Genomic DNA, 13,522 nt, shown 5'->3' with positions numbered 1-13,522 from the left:
CAAAAGACCGTAACAACTAAGCTACGGTCTAATTTTTTTATTTTTTTAAAGCCACTTGAAGCTATTGTTGAATTTATTCTTTTTAAACTCTTTGCCAGTTGTCTATTCTAACAAGCTAAACCTTTGAAATAAAACAGTTTTTTAAAAAATCTTAGGATTATTCCCACTCAATGGTTCCTGGTGGTTTGCTTGTTATATCGTAGACTATTCTCCCAACTCCTCTTACTTCATTTATCATTCTATTTGAGAGGATTTGTTGTAGTTCGTATGGCATATCAAAAGCTTCTACTGTCATAGCATCTTTACTTGATACTGCTCTTACTACCACTACGTAGTCATAGCTTCTTTCATCTCCTTTTACTCCTACTGTTCTTAGTGGAGTAAATACTGTGAAGTATTGCCATATATCACGATCGAGGCCTGCGTTTTTAACTTCTTCTCTTAAGATTGCATCAGTTTCTCTTACTATCTCTAGTTTTTCTTCTGTTACATCTCCTAAGATCCTTATAGCAAGCCCTGGTCCTGGGAATGGTTGTCTCCATACCATTTCTTCTGGCACTCCTATACTTTCTCCAAGTGCCCTAACTTCGTCTTTAAAAAGCTCTCTTAATGGTTCTACTACCCCTTCAAAGAGCATTTCTTCTGGAAGTCCTCCAACATTGTGGTGGGATTTTATTACCGATCCCTTACCTTTTCCACTTTCTATAACGTCAGGATAAATTGTTCCTTGGACTAAGTATTTTGCATCTCCAAATTTCTTAGCCTCTCTTTCAAATACCTCTATAAAGTGATTTCCAATTATTTTTCTTTTTTCTTCTGGTTCTTCTACTCCCTTAAGTAACTCTAGAAATTCTTTGGAAGCATCTACCATTTTTACATTAAGACCAATTTTTTTATATTGTTCCATTACAGATTTTGCTTCATCTTTTCTTAAAAGACCATGATCTACGAAAATACATTGGAGATTATCTCCTATTGCCTTATGGACTAGGCTAGCAGCTATTGTTGAGTCTACTCCACCTGAAAGTCCACATATCATCTTCTCGCCCTTATATTCTTTCCTAATTTTTTCAATTGTTTCATGAGCGATGTCTTTCATAATCCATGACTTTTCTGCCTTACAGATATCTAATACGAAATTTTCAAGTATTTGAAATCCATATTCCGAATGGGCTACTTCTGGATGAAATTGTACCGCATAGATGCTTCTTTCTTCATTTTCAAATCCAGCTATAGGACAATTTAGTGACCAAGCTGTTTTTTTGAATCCTTCTTTAAGTTTTGTTACTGAGTCTCTATGATTCATCCATATTATAGACTCTTGTGGAACTTCTTTATAAAGTGCTGATCTTTGGTCTACAAATAGTGGGGTTTTTCCATATTCCCCTTTCTCAGACTGTTTTATCTCTCCACCAAAATGATAAGCTAGAGCCTGCATTCCATAGCATATTCCTAAAACTGGTACTCCCAAATCTAGAATTTCAGGGTTTAGCTTAAGACTTTCTTCGCTGTGAATTGATTGTGGCCCACCTGTAAGGATTATTCCACTTAAGTTTTCAAGATTAAGGCTTTTTAAGTCCACATCACAATCGTGTAGACTTGCATATACACCCATCTCCCTCACTCTTCTAACTATAAGCTGGTTGTATTGACCTCCGAAGTCCAATACCATTATTTCAGATTTTTTCTCCATAAATCCTCCTATATTTCTCCAAATATTGCAAAAAATTTCATATAGTCCAAATTATTTATTTGATAGTAGAAATATCTCTCATCTTCATCATACTTTTTTAAGGTCAAACTTTCTACAATAGTCTTGAAGGCGTTGTTTTTCTTATTTAACTTGGCGTAGACTTTTTTATATCCTCCTAAGGTAAAAAAATAATCCATTACTGCCTCAAATGCTTCTTTTCCATAGCCTCTATTTCTTAAAGACTTATTTATTATAGGATAAATCCTTACCCCATCTTCATGTTTTACAGCCTTTATGCATCCTATAGATTCATTGATACCTTGTTTAACTATGTGCCAAAAGTTTATTCCACTTTTATTTTCATAAGCAAGATTAATATCTTCTATAAACTCTTTTGGCTTGTATTTATCACTTAGGTAGTGGAATTTTGGCTCTTTAAAAAACTCCATTTCCTTATTTAAGTCATCTTCTTCAAACTTTCTTATAATAAGTCTTCTTGATATTATAAGTTTAGTATTTTCCATAATCCTCCCTCATATAAAAAGAGTGTTGCAAAATGAACATATTCATTTGCAACATCGCTTTCTATGAAAAATTCTTCTTGTAATAGTCTAGTACTTCTGTAGCTGTTTGTTCAATTGTATTAAAGGTCACATCTATTACCTTACAATCTAAATCTTCGAAAACATCCTTAGCATAATTAAGTTCTTTATTGATTCTATCTTTTTCAAAGTATTCGCTTTTTGCATCTATACCTAGACCTTTTGATCTATCTTCTCTTATTAGGGATAGTTTACCAGGGTCTATGGTAAGTCCTATAATTCTTTTAGGATCTACATCAAATAATTCTTCCGGAAGCCTAATCTCTGGTACCAAAGGGAGGTTAAATACCTTATAGTCCTTGGTTGCTAAAAGCATTGTTACTGGTGTTTTTGATGTTCTTGATACACCTAAAAGTACTATATCAGCATCCTTTATTCCTCTTTTGTCTTTTCCATCATCATATTTTACAGCAAATTCTATAGATTCTATCATTGAAAAATAATCATCTGATAATTTTCTTGTAAGTCTTTTCTCTCTTAGGGCTTTTTGTCCTGTTACTTCTTCAAAAAGTGAAAGGGCAGGTCCTAGTACATCTATTACCCTTATATTTTCTTCTTTTGCCAAATCTTTGGTATATTCTTCTAGTTTTTTTTCTGCTATAGTTTGTACTATAATAGAATTTTCTGGAATTTTTTCGATTAGTTCATCTATTTTTTCCTTAGTATCAATATTTGATTTTCTACTTATCTTAATATTAACTTTTGGAAAATGTGTAGTAACTGATTTTATAAATGTTTCTGCTGTTTCTCCTGTAGAATCACTGATTATATATACTTTTAATTCGGCTTGGGTCATATTATCTCCTATTTCACTAATTCCTTAATGCTAAATATACTTGATACTCTCAAAGCAAGTTTATTTAACAAACTTAACCTATTATTTTTTACCCTTTCATCATCAACCATAATCATAGTACTATCTAAGTATTTGTTACCTATTTCTTTGGTCTTTAATATCTCATCTAAGGCTTTGAGATATAGTTTTTGACTTAAATACTTATCAGTTTCAATTTTTTCTATACAATCATAATATTCTTTTTCAAGTCCATCTTCAAGTTCTTCTCTATTTACTTCAGCATTTTTAAAATCTTTAGTAAAGTTATTTATCCTTGTAAGGTAGTTTAGGTTATCTTCACTATCTTCATATTCTACAAATTTTTCTAAAGCCTTAACTTTTTCTATTACTTGAAGTATATTGGACTCCCCTGTTTCAAGTACTGCATTTACTATATCATACCTAAATCCTTTATCTATAAGCATATTTTTCAACCTATCTATGAAAAATTCCTTAATTTTCTCAAGAGTTTTATCATAGTCAAAGGCTATTTCATTTTTCTCAGTATAGACAAATAAACAATCTTTTACTAAATCTTTTAAATCAACATCAATTTTATTATCAGCTATGATATTAATAACCCCTATTGCAGACCTTCTTAATCCAAATGGATCTTGACTACCTGTAACATATTTTTCTATTATATAAAGACCTGTAATTGTATCAATCTTATCAGCTATGGCTAAAACTATACCTGCGACTGATTTTGGAAGAGAATCTTCTGAACTTCTTGGTTTATATGCTTCTTCTATAGCCTGAGCTACTTGTTTATTTTCACCAGAATTTATTGCATATATTCTTCCCATAGTTCCTTGAAGCTCTGTGAATTCTATTACCATTTTAGTAACAAGGTCTGCCTTTGACAGATAAGCCGCCCTTGTAAGATTATCTAAAACATCATCTCCTAGCTTAAATTCATCTAGATAATTTTTAGATAAGGAAATTAATCTTTCTGTTTTTTGATGCATTGAGCCTAGACCTTCAAAGAAGGTAAGCCTATTTAAATCATCTACATATTCTTCTAATTTTTTCTTATTGTCTATATCATAGAAGAACTTAGAGTCTTCAAGTCTTGCTGTAAGTACTTTTTTATTTCCACTAATTACATTTTCCTTAGCATAGCTATCGCCATTTCTTACTAAAAGAAAATATGGCATTAGATTTTCATTATCATCTACTATCGGAAAATATCTTTGATGATCTTTCATTGGTGTAATTACAACTTCTTTTGGAAGTTTTAAATATTCATTATCTATCTCTCCTATTAATACTGTAGGATATTCAACTATATTTATAACTTCTTCCAATAAGTCTTCATCTTTTAGAAAGTGGCCTCCTATTTCTTTGGCGTACCTATTTAGACCTCTAAGGATAGTATCACGTCTTTCCTTGTATGAAAGAATTACATAGTTTTCTCTAAGTAGGTTTAGATAATTATCAATCTTATCTACTACAAACTCATCTTTACCCAATACCCTATGTCCTTTTGATGTATTTGATACTTTGATTCCTTCTGCTTCAAATTCTAAAACTTCATCATCTAATAGTGATAGGAAATATCTTATAGGTCTTGCAAACCTTATCGACTTTCCACCCCATCTCATTGATCTAGGAAAATTTAGACCCTTTACAAGCTCATATACATTTTTCTTAAGTACGTCTTCAACTGATTGGCTCTCTTCCTTTTTTTCTATGTATACATAATCTTCACCTTTAAAATCTTTGATTATAACATCAGAAAGTTCTGCCTTTTGTCCTTTAAGAAAGCCTAGAAGTGGTTTTTTAGGATTACCATCTTCGTCATAGGATATTTTTTTGGAAGGTCCCTTAACAGAAATCAATTCTTTTGATATATTTTCACTAAGTCCTTCAAGTAAAATTGCAAATCTTCTAGGTGTAGATTCGACCTTAATTTTATCAAGGTTTAATTTATTTTCTTTTACTAAGTTTTTAAATTTTTCCTCAAGTTGCTTTTTGGTTGAATTTATATAGGCTGATGGAAATTCTTCAACGCCAATTTCTAATAAATATTTGCTCATTACTTATCCTTTCTTAAAAGGGGGTATCCAAGTTCTTCTCTTTTTTCTATATAGGATTTGGCAACCTTACTAGATATGTCCCTTACTCTTTTTATATAGTGACTTCTTTCACTTGCAGATATAGCTCCCATTGCATCTAAAGTATTGAAAGTATGTGATGATTTTAACACATTGTCATATGCAGGATATACAAGTCCCTTGTCAATTAACCTATTTGCTTCTTTCTCATATATATCAAATAGATTATGCATCACTTCACTGTCTGCATCTTCAAAAGAGTATTTAGAATTTTCATATTCTGGAATTTTAAAGACATCTTCATATTTTAGATTTTCTGACCACTTGATATCAAATACATTATCCACATTTTGTAGATACATACATACTCTTTCAAGCCCCATGGTAATCTCTCCACTTTCAAGCTCGCAGTTTATACCTCCTACTTGTTGGAAGTAAGTAAATTGGGTAATCTCCATTCCATCAAGCCATACTTCCCAACCTAGTCCCCAAGCTCCAAGAGTTGGTGATTGCCAATTATCTTCTACAAATCTTATATCATGTTCCTTTGGATCAATTCCAATAACTTCAAGACTTTTTAAATATAAGTCTTGGATATTTTCTGGAGTTGGCTTTAATAAAACTTGTAATTGGTGGTGTTGGTAGAGTCTATTTGGATTTTCTCCATACCTACCATCAGCTGGTCTTCTTGATGGTTCCACATAAACTACCTTCCAAGGTTCTTTCCCCAAACTTCTTAAAAAAGTATGAGGATTCATTGTTCCTGCTCCCTTTTCTACATCATAAGGTAACATGAAAGCACATCCTTGGCCTTTCCAATATTCAATTAATTTTAACATTAAGTCTTCGAAATACATTACATCTCCTATTATTTCATAACCCATTCTAGGGAAGAAAATTTTTTAATATCTAAACATTCCAAACAATAATCAATTATTAATTTGGATATTTTTTTCTTATCTATGGAAATATCAATCTGACTTACCTCAACACTTGGTGTATATAACAACTTTAGTATATACAAGTACTCATCTCTACTGATATATATCCTATCTCTTATATGTTTTTTACACCTATGGCATATTAGTCCTCCATTTTCTATAGAAAAGAAGGCAGAGTTTGGATTTATTTTTTCTCCACAATAAGAGCAATCTTTTAAGTTTGGTTTAAAACCTGAAAAAGATATGTACTTTAATAAAAAGCAAAGAAAAATATTTAGGTAATTTTCACTTGCTTTTTCAAAGCTCTCCCAGCTTGTATCTATTAAATTATAAACAAAATCCCTTTGATCTAAGTCAATAGTCCTTAATAATAAATCACAGATAGCTGATTTATATATTATTATATCAAAATTCTTATTAGATTTCGAATAAGAATTGATAAGACTTGCATCTTTTATACCATAAAACCTATCCCCTGACCTATAAAGATTATAAGATGCCTTTACAAATCTTTGTGTTGAAGATAAATTGCTATTTTTCTTATTTAATACTCCCTTTGCTATTATAGAAATCTTTCCCAAATCCTTGGCAAAAACTTCTATAATTTTGGAAGATTCCCTGTAGTTAAACTCTCTAAGTACAAAGGCTTCTATATTAGAATTATCATTTATATCCAAATCTTGTCACCAATTTTTGTTTTTTTCTCCAGTCCTTTTCTACCTTAACCCAAAGTTTAAGGTTAATCTTACTATCCATAAAAGTTTCAATCTCTGGTCTTGCTTTCATACCAATAGTCTTTATCTTTTGGCCATTTTTTCCAATAACAATTTCCTTATGGGTAGTTCTTTCAACAATTATAGTTGCATATATATCATAAAGATTTTTATTTTCTCTTTTTTTAAAATCATCTATCCTAACAAATATACCATGAGGTATTTCATTATTAAGGCTTTGAAGAGCTTTCTCTCTTATAATTTCTGATACAATAAATCTTTCATTTTTATCTGTAATCATATCACTAGGATAGTAGAGTGGACCTTCATCTAACATCTCTTTTATAATTTCTATATACTTATCAATATTTTCATCATTAAGTGCAGATATTGGAATTATATAGTCAAACATATTTAGACCTATATAGGTTTTTTTTATTTGGTCAATCTCACCCTCATCTAATAAATCACATTTATTTATAAGTAAGACTTTTGGTCTATTTACTTTTTCTAAAAGCTTTAATATCATTTTATCAAGCCTTCCTATTGAAAGGGAATTGTCTACTATAAAGGTAACTATATCTGAATCTTTTAGGCTTTCTTCTGATACTTCAAGCAAGTGTTCTTGTAGCTTATTTCTAGGCGTTTGTATACCTGGTGTATCTAGAAAAATAATTTGAGAATTTTCATCATTATATATTATTTTTATCTCATCTCTTGTAGTTTGAGGCTTGTTTGATATTATAGAAATCTTTTCACCCAAAATCTTTTCCATTAGGGTTGATTTCCCTACATTTGCCCTTCCTACTACTGATACAAATCCTGATTTCATTTATCCTCCAAGTCTTTTTTTGAAAAGTTGTATGGAAGAAAATCACTTATACCATAAACTTTATAATCATCTACACTATTTGCTATTACTATCTTTGAATCATCATCTAAAAATTCACTCATAAATTGCCTACAAGTGCCACAGGGAAAGGTCAAATCACTATCACCTGTAATTACTATTGTATCTATATCCCTATCTCCTTCACTTATAGCTGATGATAAGGCACTTCTTTCAGCACAAAGCGTTACCGAATAGGCTGCATTTTCTATATTTACACCCTTATAGATATTTCCATTCTTTGTCAAAACTACGCTTGATACTCTAAATTTTGAATAGGGTGAATATGAATTTTTCTTATTATCTATAGCAATTTTAATTAATTCTTTGATTTCTTTCATGAAAATACTCCAAATACAAATAAAGCAAAGGCTGTTCCTAATATAGCTCCTCTAATAATTTCTGGAAGAGAGTGGATATTTGCCTCAAAACGACTTTCTGCAACTATTATGGCAAGACCATAAAATACAAATATAAGCAAACCTTCTTCAACTCTCATAGCTCCTATGGTTGCTAGAGCAAAGGCAACAGACGTATGACCTGATGCAAATCCCCCATGGAAAGCAGTTCCATGTCCCTTATAAAAAATCCCCTTTAAGAATATAGTAAAAATAATTACTATAGAAATAGTTATAAGGGCAAGGTGAGATGGTCTTCTTGAAATCCTAAGTACAACTGAAGATGAGAAGTTTGCAACTTTATCAAAGAAAACTAGATAAGCTACAAAAAGTGTATTTAAGGCCGATACAAAGGTTGCAGCAGCCGATAAATCCTTACTTGCCTTAGCAATTTTCGACTTTTTTCCTCCACCTGCAAGGTTTACTGCCTGTTCCAACGATGTATTCATAAGCTCACATGATATTACAAAGGCAATAGATAAGACTAAAAACATCATCTCAACCCTTGATACATTCAAAAACAAGGATACAAGTAGAACAAGGATAGAAGCTAAAATATGAAATTTCATATTCTTTTCATTATTTATAGCAAAAACCAAACCTTCAAAGGCATAATCAAAACCTTTTACAAACTTTTCCCCTGGTCCTTTTGGTTCTGGCTTATACTTTAGCTTTTCATCTTCTCTTTCTTTCTCTTCTTTTAACTCTTTTTTGACCTGGACCTTAATCTCTTCAATAAGTTGTTTTTCATCTTTCATTTGAATACTCCAAGATTTTTCATAACTTCTTTTTCACATTCTCTCATAAGCTTTTTATCAGCTTCATCTATATGATCATATCCTAAAAGATGAAGCATGGAGTGGCAAGTAAGATACATTATTTCTCTTTCAAAACTATGACCTAAGTATTGCGCTTGGTTTTTTGCTATATCTACACAAATTATGACATCTCCAAGCATAAGATAGTCCTTTTCTAATATTTTTTCTATATCTTCATTGGCAAAATCTTCTATAGGAAAAGATAAGACATCTGTTGGACTATCAACATTCCTATATTCTTTATTAAGACTGTGGATTGTATCACTATCTACAAAACTTAGCGAGATTTCACACTTAGACTCATCTATATCTTTAACTCTTAAAACTTCTTTTATAACTTTTTCAAGTGTTTTTTGAAGATTTATATCTTCATTCGTTTGATTGTCTATCAGTAGATTCATCTTTTTTCATTCTTTCTCTTTTATTATCATCCTTTTCATAGGCTTCAATAATTCTTTGAACTAGAGGGTGTCTTACTACATCTATTGAAGTAAATTCCATAAATTCAATTCCTTTAACACCTTTTAAGATTCTAGATGCTGACTTAAGTCCAGAGTTTTTACCTCTTGGAAGATCTATTTGGGTAATATCTCCCGTAATAATTGCCTTTGACCCATAACCAAGTCTTGTCAAAAACATCTTCATTTGTTCATATGTTGTATTTTGAGCCTCATCTAATATTACAAATGAATTGTCCAAAGTTCTCCCTCTCATATAAGCTAAAGGCGCTACTTCTATAACTCCCTTTTCTACTAGATTTTGGTAAGTTTCAAAGCCAAATATTTCAAAAAGAGCATCATAAAGTGGTCTAAGATATGGATCTACCTTATCTTGAAGATCACCTGGCAAAAAACCTAGATTCTCCCCTGCTTCTACTGCTGGACGGGTTAATATTATCCTATTTATTTCATTTGCCTTAAAGGCTTTTATTGCCATAGCAACAGCTAGGTAGGTTTTGCCAGTTCCAGCAGGTCCTATGCCAAACACCACATCTTTTTCTTTTATCATATTTATATATGACTTTTGACCTAATGTTTTTGGTTTTATAGGCTTTCCACTTGCAGTTGTTACTATAATATCATCAAGAGATGATTTTATTACATCCTTATTTTCACGAACAAGCATATCAGCATGATATTTTAGAGATTGAAAATCTATTATTCCATCTTTTTTTACTACTTCTAGAACTTGCCTTATAAGCTCTTTTACTAAGTCTACATTTAACTTATCGCCCTTGACTGATATAATTCCATCTTCAGTTTTTATTTTTACATCAAACCTAGATTCCATATATTTTCTATTTTTATCAAAATTTCCAAATAAACTCATCAATAAATCTGTATTATTTACTTCTATAATCTCTTTTATTTTAATCACTCCTTATTTATATATTATACCATCTTAAGCATATAAAGAAAAAGATGAGATACTCACCTAGTAACTCATCTTTTTGATTTTGGCTTAGCAATTATTTCCGAATAAATAATAGCCTTTTTTAGCTCACTTTTCTTAATTTTGCTTTTCTTTTTCTTATATATGTCAGAACTTTTATCATCTATACTCTTAGAGTGTTTTTTTTGAAGTTTTTTCTTTAACTCTCTTTGTTTTTCTAAATTATTCCTTATCTTATCTCTAACCTTAGAATCTTCATTTTTTGAAGTTTTTTCCTTAATTTCTTTTAATTTCTTTTCAATGTTTGACTCAATAAATTTTTTAGTGAACTTTTTACTATTTTCCTTAGGTAAGGACTTATTTAGCTCTTTTTTGACTTCTTTAATCCATTTGTCATATTCTGGAATTTCTCCACCTTTATTACCTGACTTTTCAAGCTCATAACCTAGTTTTGAAAATCCATCCTTTACTTTATCAAACATTAGAATTCTTCTCTATCATCTGAATCTGATATTGAGTTTCTCATTTGAGTATCAGCGATGATATTTTTCATATTATAATAATCAAGAACTCCTAAGTTTCCACTTTCAAGAGCCTTAGCTATAGATAGAGGAACTTTAGATTGGGCTTCTACAAGCTTGGCCTTATTTTCTTGTTCAAGAGCAACCGCTTGGGCACGTCTTTCTTCTGCCTTAGCTTGAGCGATGTTTTTATCGGCTTCTGCTTGGTCTTTTTGAAGCTCTGCTCCTACATTTCTTCCTATATCTACATCTGCTATATCTATTGAAAGAATTTCAAAAGCTGTTCCTGAATCTAGTCCCTTTTCAAGCACTGTTTGGGATATATTATCAGGATTTTCTAAAACTTCTGAGTGAGACTCACTTGAACCTACTGTTGTTACTATACCCTCTCCAACTCTTGCTATTATTGTTTCCTCACCTGCACCACCGACAAGTCTTTCAATATTTGCCCTTACAGTAACTTTGGCTATTACCTTAACCTCTATACCATTTCTTGCAACTGCTGCAATGGTTGGTGTGTTTATAACCTTTGGGTTTACTGAAACTTGGACTGCTTCAAATACATTTCTTCCTGCAAGATTCATTGCTGCTGCTTGTTGGAAAGTTAGGTCTATATTTGCTCTTTCTGCTGCAATTAAGGCGTCTACAACTTGGTTTACATCTCCTCCTGAAAGAAAATGACTTTCTAGGTCACTACTTGAAAGTTTGATTCCTGCTTGGTGGGATTTTATTAATGCATAGACTATGTGCCTTGGATTAATTCTTCTAAATCTCATCGCAACTAAAGATACCATAGAAACCGGTACTCCAGATGATCTTGCTGTTATCCATAGTCCTACTGGAACCATGGTGAAAAACACAATTAATAATATTACAACCAATACTGGTATTACAAATGCCATTATTTAATCTCCTTTACAATTATATGTCCATCTTTTATCTCTACTACTTCTATTTGACTATCCTTTTTTATAAATTCGCTATTAGTCTTTGCATCATAGCTTCTACCATCTATTTCGATAAGACCTGTTGGTCTAAGTATTGTCTTGGCAAATCCTTTTGCACCAAGGAGATATTTGTAATCTTTCTTGGAGTTATAACCTCTTTCCTTTGTTTGCACATCCTTTAAGATTGTCCTATCAAATAATCTTGCAGAAAATCCAAGTCTTATAAAGACTGTCACACTTATAAAAACACTTGCTGCTGTTACAAAAAGAACCATAATTCCAAATAAAGAATTATTAAAGCTATCAAGAAGTGAATAAACCGTCAGTATAGAGCCTAAAATTCCTAATATACCAAAACCTGGTATAAAAAGCTCAAAAGCTAATAATAGTATACCTGATATAAAGGATAGGATAGTTAGCATGCTCGCATCTCCCCTGTCTATATTTGTCTTATAAAAAAATATAAAAAGTGCTAGGGCAATAAGTCCAAAAAGAAGCTTTTTGTCTGTAAAAAATACTGCCACTATACTTATAAAAGCAAGACTAAATGACAGGGCCAATATTATATCATAAGCCATATTACCTCCTTCCTAGATAATATTTATCTTGATTATTTAATACCCATTTTATTAAAAAACGAACTATTTATAATAAAATTTTTATCTAGTAAGAGTCATTTTTATAAATTTTATCCTTCTACAAGTTCTCTCAATCTTCCTGTAAGCTTGTATGGTGTTTTTTTCAATTCTTTTATATTTCTAACTCCAACAAGAGCCATGAATAGTTTTATCTTAACTTGTAATTCCTTTAAATACTTAAGGGCATAGTCATAGTCTCCCCTTAGTAGGTATGATAATATTTCCCCACTTACAGCTGTCATGTCAGCCCCGAGTATTAAAGACTTACAAACATCAACGGAATTTCTTATTCCACCACTTGCTACCAAGAAAATATCATCAGCTACACTTCTTACATCAAGTATTGCCTTGGATGTTGGTATACCCCAAGAATAAAATTCTGAATAATCCTTATCAAAGATTCTCATATCTTCAATCTCTATAAAGTTTGTTCCGCCTTTTCCAGCAACATCAATATACCTTACTCCTATATCATAAAGTTTTTGAGCTGCATCTTTGCTTATACCAAAGCCAACTTCTTTTACAAATAAAGGTACCCTTAAACTCTTTACAACTTTTTTAAGATTTTCAAAATTATTTGAAAAGTCCCTATCTCCTTCATCCATAACAAGCTCTTGAGCAATATTTAAGTGAGCTTGCATAGCATTTGCTCTTATAAGATCTTTGGCAAATTCAAAATTTTCAAGATTATTTTCCCAACCTAAGTTGCCAAGCTTTATGATATCATCTTTTTTACTTAAAAGACTAAAACTTGCCCTTGAATCTTCATCTTTTAAAGCAATAGCCTGACTTCCTACAGCCATTGGAATATTTATTTCCTTACATATATTAGATAAATCCTCATTGATATCTTCACTTATATCTGTTCCTCCCGTCATGGCATTTACCATAACCGGCATAGAAATTTTCTTTCCAAGAAATTCTACAGAAGTGTCAATATCATCGAAGTTAATATCACTTAAGGCGTTGTGTTCTACATATACATTATTTAAAAGAGTCTTTGACCTAAACTCTGCCCTAAGGTAATTTTCTATGTGTTGGTCTTTTCTTTCTCTTCTTTTTTCGTCCATATAAAATC

Annotated in this window: 15 protein-coding genes; all 15 read right to left on the bottom strand. The window is 31.4% G+C overall.

Annotated features, from left to right (window positions below):
* Positions 1 to 157 precede the first annotated feature (157 nt).
* Positions 158 to 1,693 (bottom strand): glutamine-hydrolyzing GMP synthase, encoded by a 1,536-nt coding sequence (gene guaA, locus FYJ26_RS09110; protein WP_154541736.1) that lies wholly within the window; start codon positions 1,691 to 1,693, stop codon positions 158 to 160.
* Positions 1,694 to 1,701: 8 nt separating this feature from the next.
* Positions 1,702 to 2,217, bottom strand: coding sequence for a GNAT family N-acetyltransferase (locus FYJ26_RS09105; RefSeq protein WP_154541734.1), 516 nt, complete (start codon positions 2,215 to 2,217; stop codon positions 1,702 to 1,704).
* Positions 2,218 to 2,278: 61 nt separating this feature from the next.
* On the bottom strand, positions 2,279 to 3,091 hold the full coding sequence (locus tag FYJ26_RS09100) for a pyruvate, water dikinase regulatory protein (protein ID WP_154541732.1): 813 nt from the start codon (positions 3,089 to 3,091) through the stop codon (positions 2,279 to 2,281).
* Between the two features lie 8 nt (positions 3,092 to 3,099).
* Complete coding sequence (glyS, locus tag FYJ26_RS09095; RefSeq protein ID WP_154541730.1) at positions 3,100 to 5,169, bottom strand: glycine--tRNA ligase subunit beta; 2,070 nt, start codon at positions 5,167 to 5,169, stop codon at positions 3,100 to 3,102.
* Positions 5,169 to 6,044 carry a glycine--tRNA ligase subunit alpha gene (gene glyQ / locus FYJ26_RS09090; RefSeq protein ID WP_154541728.1) on the bottom strand — a complete coding sequence of 292 codons (876 nt, stop codon included), beginning with the start codon at positions 6,042 to 6,044 and terminating at the stop codon, positions 5,169 to 5,171. Before glyQ ends, glyS begins: the two co-directional genes overlap by 1 nt.
* Before the next feature lie 11 nt (positions 6,045 to 6,055).
* Positions 6,056 to 6,805 carry a DNA repair protein RecO gene (recO, locus tag FYJ26_RS09085; RefSeq protein ID WP_154541726.1) on the bottom strand — a complete coding sequence of 250 codons (750 nt, stop codon included), beginning with the start codon at positions 6,803 to 6,805 and terminating at the stop codon, positions 6,056 to 6,058.
* On the bottom strand, positions 6,792 to 7,673 hold the full coding sequence (gene era / locus FYJ26_RS09080) for a GTPase Era (RefSeq protein WP_154541724.1): 882 nt from the start codon (positions 7,671 to 7,673) through the stop codon (positions 6,792 to 6,794). Before era ends, recO begins: the two co-directional genes overlap by 14 nt.
* Positions 7,670 to 8,071, bottom strand: coding sequence for a cytidine deaminase (gene cdd, locus FYJ26_RS09075; protein WP_154541722.1), 402 nt, complete (start codon positions 8,069 to 8,071; stop codon positions 7,670 to 7,672). Before cdd ends, era begins: the two co-directional genes overlap by 4 nt.
* The gene (locus FYJ26_RS09070; protein WP_154541720.1) at positions 8,068 to 8,886 is read right to left on the bottom strand and encodes a diacylglycerol kinase; all 819 of its coding nucleotides are present in this window, start codon (positions 8,884 to 8,886) and stop codon (positions 8,068 to 8,070) included. Before FYJ26_RS09070 ends, cdd begins: the two co-directional genes overlap by 4 nt.
* Positions 8,883 to 9,347 (bottom strand): rRNA maturation RNase YbeY, encoded by a 465-nt coding sequence (gene ybeY / locus FYJ26_RS09065; RefSeq protein ID WP_154541718.1) that lies wholly within the window; start codon positions 9,345 to 9,347, stop codon positions 8,883 to 8,885. Before ybeY ends, FYJ26_RS09070 begins: the two co-directional genes overlap by 4 nt.
* Complete coding sequence (locus tag FYJ26_RS09060; protein WP_154541756.1) at positions 9,316 to 10,275, bottom strand: PhoH family protein; 960 nt, start codon at positions 10,273 to 10,275, stop codon at positions 9,316 to 9,318. Before FYJ26_RS09060 ends, ybeY begins: the two co-directional genes overlap by 32 nt.
* Positions 10,276 to 10,388: 113 nt before the next feature.
* A complete protein-coding gene (locus FYJ26_RS09055) occupies positions 10,389 to 10,820 on the bottom strand; it encodes a hypothetical protein (protein ID WP_154541716.1) in 432 nt (143 codons plus the stop codon).
* Positions 10,820 to 11,761, bottom strand: a complete 942-nt coding sequence (floA, locus tag FYJ26_RS09050) for a flotillin-like protein FloA (RefSeq protein WP_154541714.1) — start codon at positions 11,759 to 11,761, stop codon at positions 10,820 to 10,822. The genes FYJ26_RS09055 and floA overlap by 1 nt, the downstream gene beginning before the upstream one ends.
* Positions 11,761 to 12,384: an NfeD family protein gene (locus tag FYJ26_RS09045; protein WP_154541712.1), complete on the bottom strand. Its 624-nt coding sequence runs from the start codon at positions 12,382 to 12,384 to the stop codon at positions 11,761 to 11,763. Before FYJ26_RS09045 ends, floA begins: the two co-directional genes overlap by 1 nt.
* 110 nt (positions 12,385 to 12,494) lie before the next feature.
* On the bottom strand, positions 12,495 to 13,514 hold the full coding sequence (fni, locus tag FYJ26_RS09040) for a type 2 isopentenyl-diphosphate Delta-isomerase (RefSeq protein ID WP_154541710.1): 1,020 nt from the start codon (positions 13,512 to 13,514) through the stop codon (positions 12,495 to 12,497).
* Positions 13,515 to 13,522: the final 8 nt, after the last annotated feature.

It is taken from the genome of Anaerococcus porci (genome assembly GCF_009696575.1).
GTDB lineage: Bacteria > Bacillota > Clostridia > Tissierellales > Peptoniphilaceae > Anaerococcus > Anaerococcus porci.
The sequence above is the reverse complement of the archived record's forward strand: the minus strand, read 5'-3'. Positions and strand labels throughout refer to the sequence as shown.

Excerpts from the sequence above, each read along its gene's own strand:
- guaA (WP_154541736.1), bottom strand. The coding sequence starts at position 1,693 with ATGGAGAAAAAATCTGAAATAATGGTATTGGACTTCGGAGGTCAATAC.
- FYJ26_RS09105 (WP_154541734.1), bottom strand. The coding sequence starts at position 2,217 with ATGGAAAATACTAAACTTATAATATCAAGAAGACTTATTATAAGAAAG.
- FYJ26_RS09100 (WP_154541732.1), bottom strand. The coding sequence starts at position 3,091 with ATGACCCAAGCCGAATTAAAAGTATATATAATCAGTGATTCTACAGGA.
- glyS (WP_154541730.1), bottom strand. The coding sequence starts at position 5,169 with ATGAGCAAATATTTATTAGAAATTGGCGTTGAAGAATTTCCATCAGCC.
- glyQ (WP_154541728.1), bottom strand. The coding sequence starts at position 6,044 with ATGTATTTCGAAGACTTAATGTTAAAATTAATTGAATATTGGAAAGGC.
- era (WP_154541724.1), bottom strand. The coding sequence starts at position 7,673 with ATGAAATCAGGATTTGTATCAGTAGTAGGAAGGGCAAATGTAGGGAAA.
- cdd (WP_154541722.1), bottom strand. The coding sequence starts at position 8,071 with ATGAAAGAAATCAAAGAATTAATTAAAATTGCTATAGATAATAAGAAA.
- FYJ26_RS09070 (WP_154541720.1), bottom strand. The coding sequence starts at position 8,886 with ATGAAAGATGAAAAACAACTTATTGAAGAGATTAAGGTCCAGGTCAAA.
- ybeY (WP_154541718.1), bottom strand. The coding sequence starts at position 9,347 with ATGAATCTACTGATAGACAATCAAACGAATGAAGATATAAATCTTCAA.
- FYJ26_RS09060 (WP_154541756.1), bottom strand. The coding sequence starts at position 10,275 with ATGAGTTTATTTGGAAATTTTGATAAAAATAGAAAATATATGGAATCT.
- FYJ26_RS09055 (WP_154541716.1), bottom strand. The coding sequence starts at position 10,820 with ATGTTTGATAAAGTAAAGGATGGATTTTCAAAACTAGGTTATGAGCTT.
- floA (WP_154541714.1), bottom strand. The coding sequence starts at position 11,761 with ATGGCATTTGTAATACCAGTATTGGTTGTAATATTATTAATTGTGTTT.
- FYJ26_RS09045 (WP_154541712.1), bottom strand. The coding sequence starts at position 12,384 with ATGGCTTATGATATAATATTGGCCCTGTCATTTAGTCTTGCTTTTATA.
- fni (WP_154541710.1), bottom strand. The coding sequence starts at position 13,514 with ATGGACGAAAAAAGAAGAGAAAGAAAAGACCAACACATAGAAAATTAC.